This is a genomic window from Chitinophaga rupis (assembly GCF_900109685.1).
GTDB classification, from domain to species: Bacteria; Bacteroidota; Bacteroidia; order Chitinophagales; family Chitinophagaceae; genus Chitinophaga; species Chitinophaga rupis.
Genome location: NZ_FOBB01000004.1, coordinates 22,167 through 39,989, shown reverse-complemented (window position 1 = coordinate 39,989; position 17,823 = coordinate 22,167). Strand labels below are relative to the sequence as shown.

Annotated in this window: 3 protein-coding genes; all 3 read left to right on the top strand. The window is 48.7% G+C overall.

Annotation, left to right across the window (positions count from 1 at the left end; genetic code table 11):
• Nucleotides 1-381: 381 nt before the first annotated feature.
• Complete coding sequence (locus tag BMZ54_RS16980; RefSeq protein ID WP_089914330.1) at nucleotides 382-6,804, top strand: hypothetical protein; 6,423 nt, start codon at nucleotides 382-384, stop codon at nucleotides 6,802-6,804.
• A 146-nt stretch (nucleotides 6,805-6,950) separates the two neighbouring features.
• Nucleotides 6,951-12,398 carry a beta strand repeat-containing protein gene (locus tag BMZ54_RS16975; protein ID WP_089914327.1) on the top strand — a complete coding sequence of 1,816 codons (5,448 nt, stop codon included), beginning with the start codon at nucleotides 6,951-6,953 and terminating at the stop codon, nucleotides 12,396-12,398.
• 419 nt (nucleotides 12,399-12,817) lie between these two features.
• Nucleotides 12,818-17,806 (top strand): DUF7507 domain-containing protein, encoded by a 4,989-nt coding sequence (locus BMZ54_RS16970; RefSeq protein WP_162277571.1) that lies wholly within the window; start codon nucleotides 12,818-12,820, stop codon nucleotides 17,804-17,806.
• Nucleotides 17,807-17,823: the final 17 nt, after the last annotated feature.

Genomic DNA, 17,823 nt, shown 5'->3' with positions numbered 1-17,823 from the left:
AGATGAATATCCCGCTGTTTATCGGTAAACTATATTTATTGTGCTCAGGGGTAAAATTTTTTTTATCCATTATGGTTATTTTTTGTTGCGCAATGACCGGTATTATTTTTATTAAATACACCTTACTATAATTAGTAGTCAGTTATTTGCAAGATGTCCTATACGAAAATTGATCTTTCTCCATTCCAACTATTCATTTCAGTTTAATTGTCTCTCCGACATTCATACGATATGTAGTATAGTAATAATCACTAATATTACGCCATAATGTAATTTGTGTAGATCTGTAGCAGCCTTTATCTATTGAACAAGAAGTAATCACTTAAATCTAACCAACACCTTATCGTGAAAATTTTACCAACGAAAGGACGTGGGCATTTTATGTCCATCGTTCTCCTACTACTGTTATTTACTGGCAACAATCTTTTTGCCACACCTGAATGCCCGATCGTAACGGCAAGATTCTCTGCGGCAGACGGTACTACTGTCGATAACAGCGCCACCGGCTGGTACCTGGATGCATCTAAGGTAGCCAGCACCGGCTATTTTGCAGTTAAATCAAACCGCCTGCATGCGCAGGAGCTGGGAGGTGAAGGCATCTGGTATTCCAAAGTATTTTCTACTGCAGGATATGCCGGCTGGCAGGTAGCGGTAAAGGTATCTTCGGAAGGAGATATGAACAGCTCAGAGTATGTAAAGATCTATTATAAGATAAATGGTGGCAGTGAAGTATTACTGGACCAGCGTACCGGTAACTTCGGCACGATTGATTTTATATCGCCCGCATTGAATGGTAACAATGTGCAGCTGGTAGTGAAGATCTATAATTACAACAACGGGGGCTCGCAAACCTCCAAATATTATATTGAAGAATACCGTGTGTTTAAAGAGAAGGGCCCCTGCTCCACCACTGGGATAACGGTAACGGCTACTGCGGGCAACGGCGGTGTGCTCACCTGCAGCAACCCATCCCTTACACTGTCTGCCAGCTCCACGGCTTCGGGTGTAACTTACAGCTGGACAGGCCCTAACGGATTCACCTCTACGCAGCAAAACCCGGTTGTAAGCACAGCTGGTACTTATACCGTAACAGGTACCAGCTCATCCGGTTCAGGTACTGCTTCCGTTACAGTCACGGAAAATAAAACGCCGCCGGACCTCTCCGCCACAGGCGGCAGCCTGGCTTGTGGCTCCTCTGGCGTTACGCTAAATGCTAATTCTTCTGTAGCGAACGTAACCTACAGCTGGACAGGTCCTAATAATTTTACCAGTACGGTAAAAAATCCTACCGTTAGCACAGCCGGTAACTATACGGTTACCGTAAGGAATCCTGCGAATGGCTGTACTGCTTCGCAAACAGTGAGCGTTACCAGCGGCGCTGCCGCTACCAATACATGGGTAGAGGATTTTGCGCTTTCAAATGGCGCTACCAGCGATAATGGCGCCACCAGCTGGACCACCTCAACTCCCTCCGGCAGCACTTTTGCCGTAAGTAATAACGAGTTTAAGATCAGTGGTCAGGGTACTACCGGAGAAAGCGTATGGACTTCCGGTGTGATCAATATTACCGGTAAAACCAGCATTAATCTTGCTGCAAGTGTAAGAAGCGCCGTAACAAGCGGCGCCGTAATGAATGACGCCGGTGAATATGCAGATTACATACGTTTTTATTATAAGCTGAACGGCGGCGCTGAAGTATTATTCGCAGAAAAGAAATCTGCTATCAATAATCACAGCACCACCTATACGAATTTATCAGTGGCCGTTCCAAACACAGGTACCAGCTTGCAGCTGGTGATCAGGGCCAGAGCTACCGGTACCGATGAATTTTATTATGTAGATAATGTAAAGGTAGCAGCCGTAGATCCGGCAGTAACATTAGCAACAGCTGTTAGCGGTCCGGTAACCTGTACCGGTAATGCCACTATTACTGTAACGCCCAGTGGTACAATATCGTCCTGGGCGTGGACTGGTCCCAATGGCTTTACCTCCACCACACAAAACCCCACTGTAACAGCAGGGGGGCAATATAATGTTACAGGCACTACGCCAGGTGGATGTACCGTATCCGCATCTGTAAATGTTACAGAAAATAAAACACCGCCGGATGTTACGGCTACCGGTGGCGCGCTGGGATGTTTAAGCAGTGTAACCATCAGCGCCAGTTCTTCTGTGTCAGGCGTCTCCTATAGCTGGACAGGCCCTAATAACTTTACCAGCAACTCCCCGAGCGCTTCTGTAAGCACTGCAGGTACCTATACGGTAACCGTCAGGAATCCCGCTAACGGCTGTACGAATACACAATCCGTACAGGTAACAAGCGGTTCTGCCGCCCCTTCTGCTTTCTGGTGGGAGGATTTTACACTGGCAAACGGTACCACTGTTGATAATGGCGCTACCAGCTGGACGCTGAGCAATAGCGGCGCAGGCACTATATCTGTACAGAACAACGAGTTTGCAGTTTCCTATAATGCAGCCGCAGAAGCCGTATGGACCTCTGATGTAGTGGATATTTCCGGTAAGAGCAGCGTAGTGATCTCAGCATATCTGCGCAGCGAAACGGCATCTGCCAACGATGCGTTTGAATCAGACGATTATATGCGCGTGTATTATAAGCTGAATGGTGGCGCTGAAGTGCTGATATATGACGATGCAGCAGGCATAGGTAATACCACTGCGGGCACTGCCAGCATTACTGTCAATTCTGCCGCATTAACCGGCAACACGTTACAGGTGATCATCAAAGCCCGGAATTCAGATAAAACTGAACGTTACTATTTTGATGATGTGAAGCTGACAGGCGCCAATGCAACCAGCGCGATTACAGCCACTGCATCTGTAACAGATTCCCTGACCTGTACGCGTACTTCCGTTACCCTTTCCGGCAGTTCAAGTGTAACAAACGCTACTTACCGCTGGACAGGACCTAACAGCTTCACTTCCACAACGCAGAACCCGTCGGTAACGGCTCCCGGTAATTATATATTAACGGTTACTGATCTGGCCATGGGTTGTACTGCAATGGATACGGTAATGGTAGTACGTAACACTACTGCCCCGAATGTTACTGCTGCTGCAAGCGGCTCACTTTCCTGTGGCGCTTCTTCAGTAACACTTTTAGGCAGCTCATCCACCGCAGGAGTAACTTATAGCTGGACCGGCCCTAATAATTTTACCTCCACTGCGCAAAACCCACAGGTAAGCGTGGCCGGTGATTATATATTAACGGTTACCAATTCCGCAACCGGTTGTACGGCTAAGGATACAGCAACAGTTAGCCTTAGCGCCAACACTGCCGCATTCTGGTTAGAAGACTTTACGCTTGCTAACGGCGCCACCAGTGACAATGGTACTACCAGCTGGACCACCACAACGCCTTCCGGCAGCACCTTTGCTGTAAATAACAACGAGTTTAAGATCAGTGGCCAGGGCACTACCGGAGAAAGTGTGTGGACTTCCGGTGTGATCAATATTACCGGTAAAACGAGTCTGGGTCTGTCTGCAAACGTGCGCAGCGCCGTAACAGGCGGTGCTGTAATGAATGAAACCGGCGAGTACGCAGATTACCTCCGTTTTTATTATAAGCTGAACGGCGGTGCTGAAGTATTATTCGCAGAAAAGAGATCTGCTATTAATAATCACAGCACTACCTATAGTAACATATCACTGACCGGTCTAAGCACCGGCACCAGCTTGCAGCTGGTGATCAGGGCCAGGGCTACTGGTACTGATGAATTTTATTACGTGGATAATGTGAAAGTGACAGGTGTAGATGCTGCTGCCGGCGTGAGTGGTCCGCTTTCCTGTAAAGCCACTTCAGTAACACTTTCCGGCAGCTCCAATACTTCCGGCGTAACTTATAGCTGGGCAGGTCCTAACAATTTTACATCTACAGAACAAAACCCGGTAGTAACGGTTGCAGGTACTTATACCCTTACCGTTACTGCTCCGGGTGGCTGTACGGCTACCAGCACAGTTACTGTATCGCAGAATATTACCAAACCTAACCTGACGGTAACACAGCCGGCAGTGCTTACCTGTACCACTACTTCTGTAAGCCTGGCAGCTGCCACTACGACCACTGGTACTACCATTACCTGGACCGGTTTTACTGCCGGCCAGAACCCGGTAGCAGTTACTGCACCTGGTAAGTATTATGTAACGGTGAAGGATACTGTAAATGGTTGTACCAGCATGGACAGTGTAACGGTAACGCGGGATGCTGTTCTGCCTAACCTGACCATAGCACAGCCGCCGGTGCTTACCTGCGGTACTACATCTGTGAATTTAACGGCTTCGTCTACCACCAGTGGCGTTACATTCACCTGGACCGGCTTTGCCGCTGGTCAGAACCCGGTAGCAGTTACTACTCCCGGCACTTATACTGTAACCGCTAAAACGGCGAATGGTTGTACCAGCACGGCCAGTGTAACAGTAACGCAGAGTGTTGTGAAGCCTAACCTGACGGTAACACAACCGGCAGTATTAACCTGTACTGCTACCTCCGTAAACCTTACAGCCGCTACTACCACCAGCGGCGCTATTATCACCTGGACAGGTTTTGCTGCCGGTCAGAACCCGGTAAGTGTAACTGCTCCTGGTAAATATTATGCGACTGCTACTGGTACCAATGGTTGTATCCAGAGAGATAGCGTAACGGTAACTCAGGATATCATCAAGCCCACGCTGGCCATCACACAACCAGCCGTATTAACTTGTAACACAACTTCTGTAAATCTGGCAGCTACCACCAATGGTACAAGCATTACCTGGACGGGCTTTGCTGCAGGACAGAATCCGGTGAGTGTAACCACTCCTGGTAAATATTATGCAGTTGCTACCGGTAGCAATGGTTGTACGCAAAAAGACAGCGTAACGGTAACGCAGGATAATGCCAAACCAAACCTGACGGTGTCACAGCCAGCAGTATTAACTTGTACCACTACTTCCGTGAATCTGACAGCAGCTACAACTACTACCGGTGCAACTATCACGTGGACAGGCTTTGCTGCCGGCCAGAACCCGGTAAGCGTAACAGCTCCTGGTAAATACTATGCAGTGGCTACAGGTAGCAACGGTTGTACACAAAAAGACAGCGTAACAGTAACGCAGAATATCACCAAGCCTACACTGGCCATCACACAACCAGCAGTATTAACTTGTAACGCAACTACTGTAAACCTGGTAGCTACTACTAACGGTACCACCATCACCTGGACCGGTTTCGCCGCCGGCCAAAACCCGGTAAGCGTAACCACACCTGGTAAATACTACGCAGTGGCTACCGCCAGCAATGGTTGTACACAAAAAGACAGTATAACCGTAACGCAGGATAATGCCAAACCTAACCTGACGGTAACACAGCCGCCTGTACTGACATGTTCAACTACTTCGGTGAACTTAACGGCTGCATCTACCACTACTGGTGCCACAATCACCTGGACTGGTTTTGCCGCAGGTCAGAATCCGGTAAGCGTAACAGCTGCTGGCACATATACTGCAACAGCAACAACCGCAAATGGCTGTTCTACTACTGCGAGTGTAACGGTAACGCAGGATAATGCTAAGCCAAACCTGACGATGTCACAGCCAGCAGTACTGAATTGTACCACTACTTCTGTGAACTTAACAGCTGCATCTACCACTACCGGTGCCACAATCACCTGGACTGGTTTTGCCGCAGGTCAGAACCCGGTTAGTGTAACCACACCTGGTAAATACTACGCGATTGCCATAGGCAATAATGGCTGTACACAAAAGGATAGCGTAACCGTAACGCAGAATATCACCAAGCCGACCCTGGCGATCACACAACCAGCAGTATTAACTTGTAACATAACTTCTGTGAACCTGACAGCTACTACTAACGGTACAGGTATTACCTGGATCGGTTTCGCCGCCGGCCAGAACCCGATAAGCGTAACAGCTCCTGGTAAATACTATGCAGTGGCTACAGGTAGCAATGGTTGTACACAAAAAGATAGTGTAACAGTAACGCAGGATATCACCAAGCCTACACTGTCAATCACACAACCAGCAATCTTAACTTGTACTACCACCTCCGTAAACCTGACCGCTACTACTAACGGTACGGGTATCACCTGGACAGGCTTCGCTGCCGGTCAGAACTCCGTAAGTGTAACCACACCTGGTAAATACTACGCGATTGCCACAGGCAATAATGGCTGTACACAAAAGGACAGTGTAACAGTAACACAGAATATCACCAAGCCGACCCTGGCGATCACACAGCCAGCAGTATTAACTTGTACTACTACCTCCGTGAACCTGGCAGCAACCACTAATGGCACAACTATCACCTGGACAGGCTTCGCCGCCGGTCAAAACCCGGTAAGCATAACAACCCCCGGCAAATACTACGCCGTGGCTACCGCCAGCAATGGTTGTACACAAAAAGATAGTGTAACAGTAACACAGGATAATGCCAAACCTAATCTGACGGTGTCACAGCCAGCAGTATTAACTTGTACTACTACTTCTGTGAACCTGACAGCAGCAACCACCACTACAGGTGCAACTATCACTTGGACAGGTTTTGCAACAGGTCAGAACCCAGTGAGTGTAACAGCTCCTGGTACATATACCGCAACAGCAACAACCGCAAATGGCTGTTCAACAACAGCCAGTGTAACGGTAACGCAGGATAATGCCAAACCAAACCTGACGGTGTCACAGCCAGCAGTACTGAATTGTACCACTACTTCCGTGAACTTAACAGCTGCATCTACTACTAATGGTGCAACTATTACGTGGACCGGCTTTGCCGCCGCCAGAACCCAGTGAGTGTAACAGCTCCTGGTACATATACCGCAACAGCAACAACCGCAAATGGTTGTTCTACAACGGCCAGTGTAACGGTAACGCAGGATAATGCTAAGCCAAACCTCACGGTGTCACAGCCAGCAGTACTGAATTGTACGACTACTTCAGTGACTTTAACGGCTGCATCTACCACTAATGGTGCAACCATCACCTGGACTGGCTTTGCTGCAGGCCAGAACCCGGTAAGTGTAACAGCTCCTGGCACATATACCGCCACCGCAACAACTGCAAATGGTTGTTCTACAACGGCTAGTGTAACGGTAACACAGGATATAGCTAAACCTAACCTAACGGTATCACAGCCAGCAGTACTGAATTGTGCCACTACTTCCGTGAACTTAACGGCTGCATCTACCACTAATGGTGCAACCATCACCTGGACTGGCTTTGCTGCTGGCCAGAACCCGGTGAGTGTAACAGCTCCTGGTACCTATATTGCAACAGCAACAACCGCAAATGGCTGTTCTACTACGGCGAGTGTAACAGTGACGCAGGATAATGCAAAACCAAACCTGACGATAACACAACCAGCAGTACTGAATTGTACCACTACTTCAGTAAACTTAACAGCTGCATCTACTACTAATGGTGTAACTATCACCTGGACCGGTTTTGCCGCAGGCCAGAACCCGATAAGTGTAACAGCTCCTGGCACATATACCGCCACCGCAACAACTGCAAATGGTTGTTCTACTACGGCCAGTGTAACGGTAACACAGGATATAGCTAAACCTAACCTGACAGTAACGCAGCCGCCGGTACTGACATGTACCACTACTTCAGTAAACTTAACAGCTGCATCTACTACTAATGGTGTAACTATCACGTGGACCGGCTTTGCTGCAGGTCAGAATTCAGTGAGTGTCACAGCTCCTGGCACATATACCGCCACCGCAACAACTGCAAATGGCTGTTCTACTACAGCCAGTGTAACGGTAACGCAGGATAATGCCAAACCTAACCTGACGGTAACACAGCCAGCAGTATTAACTTGTACAACTTCCTCCGTAAACTTGACTGCCGCTACTACGACTACCGGTGCAAGCATCACGTGGACCGGCTTTGCCGCAGGCCAGAACCCGATAAGTGTAACAGCTCCTGGCAAATACTATGCAGTGGTTACAGGCAGCAATGGTTGTATACAAAAAGACAGTGTAACTGTAACACAGGATATCACCAAACCAACGCTGGCCATCACACAACCAGCAGTATTAACTTGTAACACAACTTCTGTAAACCTGGCAGCTACCACCAACGGTACCACTATCACGTGGACAGGCTTCGCCGCCGGCCAAAACCCGGTAAGCGTAACAGCTCCTGGTAAATACTACGCAGTGGCTACAGGTAGCAACGGTTGTACACAAAAAGACAGTGTAACAGTAACGCAGGATATCACCAAGCCGACGCTGGCCATCACACAACCAGCAGTATTAACTTGTAACGCAACTACTGTAAACCTGACCGCTACCACTAACGGTACAACTATCACCTGGACAGGCTTCGCTGCAGGTCAGAACCCCGTAAGCGTAACCACACCTGGTAAATACTACGCTATCGCTACCGCCAGCAATGGTTGTACACAAAAAGACAGCGTAACAGTAACGCAGGATATCACCAAGCCTACATTGGCGATCACACAACCTGCAGTATTAACTTGTACTACTACCTCCGTAAACCTGGCAGCCACCACTAACGGTACAAGTATCACCTGGACAGGCTTCGCCGCCGGCCAAAATCCGGTAAGCGTAACCACACCTGGTAAATACTACGCAGTGGCTACAGGGAACAACGGTTGTACACAAAAAGACAGCGTAACAGTAACGCAGGATAATGCCAAACCTAACCTGACGATAACGCAGCCGCCTGTACTGACATGTACCACTACTTCAGTAAACTTAACAGCTGCATCTACTACTAATGGTGTAACTATCACCTGGACCAGCTTTGCCGCAGGCCAGAACCCGATAAGTGTAACCGCTCCTGGCACATATACCGCTACCGCAACAACTGCAAATGGTTGTTCTAGTACAGCGAGTGTAACGGTAACACAGGATATAGCTAAACCTAATCTGACGATAGCACAACCAGCAGCATTAACTTGTACTACTACCTCCGTGAACCTGGCAGCTAGCACCAACGGTACAAGCATCACCTGGACAGGCTTCGCCGCCGGTCAAAACCCGGTAAGCATAACAGCTCCTGGTAAATACTACGCTATCGCTACAGCCAGCAATGGTTGTACTCAAAAAGACAGCGTAACAGTAACGCAGGATATCACCAAGCCTACATTAGCGATCACACAACCAGCAGTATTAACTTGTACTACTACCTCCGTGAACCTGGCAGCTACTACTAATGGAACAAGCATCACCTGGACAGGTTTCGCAGCTGGCCAGAATCCGGTAAGCGCAACAGCTCCTGGCAAATACTATGCAGTGGCTACAGGTAGCAACGGTTGTGCTCAAAAAGACAGCGTAATAGTAACGCAGGATATCACCAAGCCAACGCTGGCCATCACACAGCCAGCAGTATTAACTTGTAACACAACTTCTATAAACCTGACAGCTACCACTAACGGTACAACTATCACCTGGACAGGTTTCGCCTCCGGCCAAAACCCGGTAAGCGTAACTACACCTGGTAAATACTACGCTATCGCTACAGCCAGCAATGGTTGTACACAAAAAGACAGTGTAACCGTAACGCAGGATATCACAAAGCCAACGCTGGCCATCACACAACCAGCAGTGTTAACTTGTACTACTACCTCCGTGAACCTGGCAGCTACTACTAACGGTACGGGTATCACTTGGACAGGCTTCGCCGCCGGCCAAAACCCAGTAAGCGTAACAGCTCCTGGCAAATACTATGCAGTGGCTACAGGTAGCAATGGTTGTACACAAAAAGACAGTGTAACCGTAACGCAGGATATCATCAAGCCAACGCTGGCCATCACACAACCAGCAGTGTTAACTTGTACTACTACCTCCGTAAACCTGACCGCTACCACTAACGGTACGGGTATCACCTGGACAGGCTTTGCCGCCGGCCAAAACCCGATAAGCGTAACCGCTCCTGGTAAATACTACGCAGTGGCTACAGGTAGCAACGGCTGTACACAAAAAGATAGTGTAACCGTAACGCAGGATATAACCAAACCTAGCCTGACGGTAACACAGCCAGCAGTATTAACTTGTACTACTACCTCCGTAAATCTAACTGCTACCACTAACGGTACAACTATCACCTGGACCGGCTTCGCCGGCGGCCAGAACCCGGTAAGCGTAATAGCTCCTGGCAAATACTACGCAATGGCTACAGGTAGCAATGGTTGTACACAAAAAGATAGTGTAACAGTAACGCAGGATATCACCAAGCCAACGCTGGCCATTACACAGCCAGCAGTGTTAAACTGTACTACTACCTCCGTGAACCTGGCAGCTAGCACCAACGGTACAAGCATCACGTGGACAGGTTTCACAGCCGGCCAAAATCCGGTAAGCGTAACAGCTCCTGGTAAATACTACGCAATGGCTACAGGTAGCAACGGTTGTACACAAAAAGATAGCGTAACAGTAACGCAGGATATCACCAAGCCTACATTGGCGATCACACAACCAGCAGTATTAACTTGTACTACTACCTCCGTGAACCTGGCAGCTACTACTAATGGAACAAGCATCACCTGGACAGGTTTCGCAGCCGGACAGAACCCGGTAAGCGTAACAGCTCCTGGCAAATACTATGCAGTGGCTACAGGTAGCAATGGTTGTACACAAAAAGACAGTGTAACAGTAACGCAAAATATCACCAAGCCAAACCTGTCAATCACACAACCAGCAGTGTTAACTTGTACTACTACCTCCGTAAACCTAACAGCTACCACTAACGGTACAACCATCACCTGGACAGGTTTCGCCGCAGGCCAGAACCCGGTAAGTGTAACAGCCCCTGGCAAATACTACGCTATCGCTACAGCCAGCAATGGTTGCACTCAGAAAGACAGCGTAACAGTAACACAGGATATCACCAAGCCTACACTGGCCATCACACAACCAGCAGTATTAACTTGTAACACGATTTCTGTAAACCTGACAGCTACCACTAACGGTACAACAATAACCTGGACCGGCTTCGCCGCCGGTCAAAACCCGGTAAGCGTAACAGCTCCTGGTAAATACTACGCAGTGGCTACAGGTAGCAACGGTTGTACACAAAAAGACAGCGTAACCGTAACACAGAATATCACCAAGCCAACACTGTCTATCACACAGCCGGCAGTATTAAATTGTAATACTACCGCTGTAAACCTGACAGCAACAACTAATGGAACAAGTATTACCTGGACAGGTTTCGCAGCGGGTCAGAACCCGGTAAGCGTGATCGCGCCAGGTAAATACTATGTTACGGTAAGCAGTAACGTGAACGGATGTACTAATAAAGATTCAGTAACCGTGATCCAGGATCTTACAGCCCCGCAGGGTGTAGATGCCAGCAATAACGGTCCGCTAACCTGTGCAAGAACCAGCGTAACGCTTAACGGTGTTTCTTCTTCGTCAAATGTTTCTTACAGATGGACGAATGCAACCAACACCTATAACGCCACTACCGCTACAGCATTTACAAATGTGCCGGGCACCTATACGCTCACGGTTACTAATACGGCCACCGGGTGTACGTCTACCAAAAGCACCGTGGTAGTACAGAATAACACCGCACCAGCCACGCCGGTAACAAGCAATGATGGCCCGCTTACATGTACCAAAACCAGTGTTACCTTAACAGGTAATTCCACAACAGCGGGAGTTACTTACAGGTGGACGGATGGCGCCGGTTTTGATGTGCCGGGATCTACGGCCGTTACCATCAAAGCAGGTACCTATACATTAACAGTCACTGACCCGGGTAATAGCTGTACTGCTACAAAGAGCACCATTGTAACAGAGAACAAGACTATACCGGAATGTGTCATCAATCCGCCGGCAACAGCGCCGGATGCACAGTCCTTTAATGTATTAACAGCAAAAGATGTAACTAATGTATCCTATGCGTGGACACTCACCGCTACAGATCCCCAATGGTCTATCGTATCAGGTGCAGATGCCTCAAGTGTGGTGTACATGTCCGGCAATGCAAATACCTCCGGCACATTTAAGCTGGTAGTAAAAGATAAAACAAATGGTTGTGAGAACACGGCCAGCTTAAAGGTAACAACAGCAGCAGGAGCGATGCTGGTTGCCGCACCGGCTACGGCTAATCTTACCGAGCGTGCAGCAAAAGAAGAACCGGCGCAGCTTGAATATAACATCTTCCCCAATCCCTTTGTGGAAAGGGCATGCATCACATTCAAGTCGCCGGTGAGCGGAAGGGTAGATGTAACCATCTTCGGAGCGCTTGGTGACAGGGAAACAGTATTGTTCTCCGGACAGGCGCAGAGCGGGCTTACGTATAAGCTCTTCCTGGATGCACAGCGCATTCCCCCGGGCATGCACTATTGCGTGATCCGCGCCAATGGAAAGATCTATTCAGCCAAGCTGATACTGGCTAAGTGGTAATACTACAAACAAAGTATCAGGCATAAAAAATACTTTACGCTCTTTCTCCCATGAGAGAGGGCGTAAAGTATTTATCAGTAATAGCTATTGAAACATGCTGCCACAGCTGAACGGGAGAGTCATGTCTGTTAGATGGTAGTAACATAAACGCACATACGATTTATTTGAAAATACCTGTGAAATATATAGTGGATAATGATTGTTTAGATATAAATATTATTAATTTTATGATATCAGAATACTATCCTATAACCAATGCCTTTAACCTATGAGTAGTTTTACACAACGTAGCATACCCCATTATGCATTCTTAACTCCCCCTCATTCCGGGCACCGGACTAAACCTATCTTTTCAGCGCAAACAATTTAATGTAATGCGTTATACAAACATTACTCCCTATTGGTGCAAGCTTGCATATATGCAGCAGCGCATCCTTGCCATGTATACCGGTAGCAGGAAATATGTCCTGTTAATAGCCATCTGCATTTTATGCGGTAGCTGGACACCGGTAAACCGTCAAACAGTATCCCCGCATAAAGCCACATCCGCGTATGCCCTGGAAGTGGCCATCACCGCCATAGCCGGTGCAAGAGAACCAGGTACCACCGGTAATTTTTCCGTTGGGTTAACATTGGGATCCACGCATCCGGAAGATATTACCATCTCCTATACAGTAGGCGGCACAGCCACGGCAGGTAATGATTACACGGCTTTATCCGGTACAGTAGTATTACCGGCCAATACGAATGCGGTACAAATACCGGTAGATGTATTGGACGATAAGCTCATTGAACCTACTGAATCAGTAGTAGTAACTCTTACAGGCGCTACCACCGGATCACCTGCTGTTCCCGTGCCGGTTAATCCGGCCAACAATGCCGCAACGGTATCTATTACGGATGATGATAATAATATAAACATCAGCAGCACCGCCATTAATGCAGAAGAAGGCGGCGCAAATGGTAAATTCACTTTTGAGCTGCCCGCTGGTGTAACCGCTGCAAATGACATTACCATCGATTATACCATCCAGGGATCAGGCGTTGGGGTTGCAACAGAAGGAGTGGATTATAATGATCTATCTCCCCACTCCATTATACTGCCGGCAGGCGCCAATAAAGTGGACCTGGTAGTAACAGCCATAGATGATAACGACATAGAAGGCGATGAAGATCTGTCCATTCAGTTAAACAACGTTACAGATGCAACCGGTGTAATGTTCACCATAGGCCCCAACATAGGCAGCGGCATAGATATTATTGATAATGATAACCGCTTAAGCATTACCCTTGCAACAAACGGCAAAGAACCGGGTGGCGCTGGCAACAATGCAGGTTTTAATATCAGCCTGCCCGGCGGGCTTACCTTTACCCAGGATATTCTTGTAAAGTATAACATAGATAATATCAGTACGGCAACAGGCGGCCCCGGCGCAGCCTACGACTATGATAACACAACGCTTACCGGCGAGATCGTTTTGCCTGCAGGAGCTAACAGCGTGTTACTGCCCATAATAGTGAACGACGATAAAGTAATAGAAGCAACAGAAACGGTTAGTATTTCATTAACACCCAATGCAAGCGCATCCACTGGATCGCCGGCAGTGAACTTTTCCCTCGACCCTGTTAATAAAAGCGCAGTAGCAAATATTGCCGATGATGATAACACATCCATCGCTATTATCAGCACCACAGATGGTAAGGAGCCAGGTGGCGCAGGTAATAACGGCAGTTTCAGAATTGGCTGGACCAATGGTGTGAAGGCTCCGGTAGGAGGGTTGATCGTTAACTTCGGCATTACCGGCAGCACCGCAACAAAGGGCGCCGGTAACGACTATACGATGCCCACAAGTACTTTTATCCCCTCAGGCAGCAGTTATGCAGATGTAACGGTTACCGTGCTGGATGATAATCTTGTAGAAGGCCCTGAAACCGTGGTCATGACGCTAACCGCTGTTATACCGGGCAGCCCGTCCAGCAGCCCTGCCATCCTGATAGGCACACCAAATCCCGCTACCGTTACTATTGCCGACAATGATGTTGTATCCACCCAGCAATGGAAAAGCGCTGCCTATACCGGTACCGGTGCAGCAGGCGCTGTAACTGCAGGCGACCAGATCACCTATACCATTCATATCCGCAATACCGGGAACGTTAGTTTATCGAACGTAAAAATAACGGATAAAATACCCACCTATACGGAGTTTGTTAGTGCCGATGGCGGTATTGTGCCGGATGCTGCCGGTACATTAACCTGGACCATTCCCAGCATAGCAATTGGCGGCCCTGATATTACCCGCAGCTTTGTGGTAAAAGTGTCAAATGATCTTACGGGCGCCACCAACATCCTTAATACAGCAGGGGTAGATAATGGTGATGGATCAGGAGAACATCCCACCACGCCGCCGGATCCCAGTGATCCTAACAACCCACATCCCGGCCCTGTTACCCCTGGCGATCCATCTACCAACGTACCGGTAGATCAAACAAAAAGCTCAGCCAACTGGAAAAGTGCTGCATATACCGGCACCGGTGCTGGGGGCGCCGTAAAACCGGGCGACCAGATAACCTATACTATTCATATTCGCAACACGGGTCATGTAAAGCTCACTAATGTAGTGATCACGGATAACATTCCTGCCTATACGCAGTTTGTAAGCGCAGAAGGTGGTATTACACCCGATGCTGGCGGCAAGCTTACCTGGAACATTGCAGAGGTGCCTGTTGGCTCAACGGACGTAACCCGCAGTTTTGTAGTAAGGGTGGTGAATGATCTTACCGGCGCAACCGGTATCCTTAACACCGCAGGAGTTGATAATGGTGATGGATCAGGAGAGCATCCCACCACGCCGCCGGATCCGGGAAACCCTAATAACCCGAACCCCGGGCCTAATAACCCAGGCGATCCATCTACCAACGTACCGGTAGATAACGGCAAACAATCTGTTAACTGGAAAAGCGCCAGCTATACCGGCTCCGGTGCTGCAGGTGCGGTAACCACCGGCGACGAAATCACCTATACCATTCATATACGCAATACCGGCAACGTTAACTTATCGAACATAAAAATAACGGATAAGATACCCACTTATACAGAGTTTGTGAGTGCCGATGGTGGTGCTGTGCCGGATGCAACCGGTACATTAACCTGGACCATTCCCGGCATTGCAGTAGGCGCACCGGATGTTATCCGCAGCTTTGTGGTAAGGGTAGTGAATGATCTTACCGGCGCAACCGGCATCCTTAATACCGCAGGAGTTGATAATGGTGATGGATCAGGAGAGCATCCCACCACACCGCCGGATCCCAGTGATCCTAACAACCCGCATCCCGGCCCTGTTACACCCGGCGATCCATCTACCAACGTACCGGTAGATCAGAGTAAACGATCTCTTAACTGGAAAAGCGCTTCCTATACCGGCACCGGCGCTGCAGGCGCTGTAAAACCGGGCGACCAGATAACCTATACTATTCATATTCGCAACACGGGTCATGTAAAGCTCACCAATGTAGCGATCACGGATAACATACCTGCCTATACGCAGTTTGTAAGCGCAGAAGGTGGTATTGTACCCGATGCAAGCGGCAAGCTCACCTGGAATATTGCAGAGGTGCCAATTGGCTCAACAGACGTAACGCGCAGCTTTGTGGTAAGGGTGGTGAATGATCTTACCGGCGCTACCGGTATCCTCAACACCGCAGGAGTTGATAATGGCGATGGATCAGGAGAGCATCCTACTACACCGCCGGATCCCAGTAACCCTAACAACCCGCAAACACATCCTAACCCGGGCGATCCGTCTACCAACGTACCGGTAGATACCGCCAAACACTCTGTTAACTGGAAAAGCGCCGCATATACGGGCACCGGCGTTGCAGGATCAGTAAGGTCCGGTGATGAGATCACTTACACCATCCATGTACGTAACACCGGTTATGTAAAGCTCACCAATGTAGTGATCACGGATAACATACCTACCTATACGCAGTTTGTAAGCGCAGAAGGTGGTATTGTACCCGATGCTGCCGGCAAGCTTACCTGGACCGTTACAGAGATACCGGTAGGCAGCGCAGATGTAACGCGCAGCTTTACCGTAAAAGTAGCGAACGACCTTACCAACGCAACTTATATTGTTAACACAGCCTGGGTAGATAATGGAGATGGCGGCGGTAATCATCCCACCGGCCCACAGAATGGTAACGATCCTAATCAGCCCAAACCCAACCCAGACCCTAACGATCCTGCTACAGAGGTACCGGTGGATAATGGCAAGAACTCCGCCAACTGGAAAAGCGCCAGCTATACCGGCTCCGGTGCTGCAGGTGCGGTAACTACCGGCGATGAGATCACCTATACCATTCATGTGCGCAATATCGGCAGCGTTACATTAACCAACGTGCAGATCACGGATAACGTACCTGCCTATACGGAATTTGTAAGCGCAGAAGGTGGTATAGGGCCCGATGTTACAGGCAAGCTTAGCTGGACGGTTGCTACTATTGCAGTAGGCGCACCGGATGTAACCCGCAGCTTTACCGTAAAGGTGGTGAAAGACCTTACCGGCGCTACCAGCATTATAAATACCGCCGCAGTAGATAACGGTAATGGTAAGGGAGGGCAGCCCAGCACGCCGCCAGATCCCAGTGATCCTAATAACCCGCATCCGCACCCCAATCCCGGCGATCCTGCCACCAACATACCGGTGGGCAAGGTATCCACATTTGATACCTGGAAATCAGTGGCCACTGCCAGTGGTAATCCAAAGGCAAAAGCGGGGGAAATATTAACCTACACCATTCAGGTGCGGAACACAGGGAATGTAACCATACCGGCTATTAATATTACTGATACCGTACCGGCGCATACCACTTTTGAAAGCGCAACAGATGGCGGTACTTATGACAGGGCAACGAATGCAGTAAAATGGACCCTGAGCAACCTGGCATTAGGCGCTATTGCCGATGTAACCTTTAAAGTAAAAGTAAGCACCGGCCTGGATAGTACTGTGCCTGTGATCACTAATACAGCCTATGTTTCAGATGGCACCGTTACGGTGCCAACATCTGGTTGCGATCCTGCATCGGCGGGCTGTAACGGGCACCCGGGTACGGAGATCGAAACTATACCGGACGAAAGCGACGGCGGACTGTTTATTGTAAATGCCATGAGCCCTAATGGCGATGGCAAGAATGAATACTTTATCATCAAAGGACTGGAAAAATACGGCAAGGCTGTGCTCTATGTGTTCAACCGCTGGGGCAGCATGGTGTACCAGTCAAAAGAATATCATAACGACTGGAATGGTACGGGCTTAAGTGAAGGCACTTATTTCTATAAGCTGGAATTAAAAGAAACAGCAGGCGGCGTAAAATTATACAAAGGATGGGTGGTGATAAAAAGGAATTAATTCGTAAACGTACAGTT

Coding starts and splice junctions, on each gene's coding strand:
- BMZ54_RS16980 (WP_089914330.1), top strand. CDS start 382: ATGTCCATCGTTCTCCTACTACTGTTATTTACTGGCAACAATCTTTTT.
- BMZ54_RS16970 (WP_162277571.1), top strand. CDS start 12,818: ATGCAGCAGCGCATCCTTGCCATGTATACCGGTAGCAGGAAATATGTC.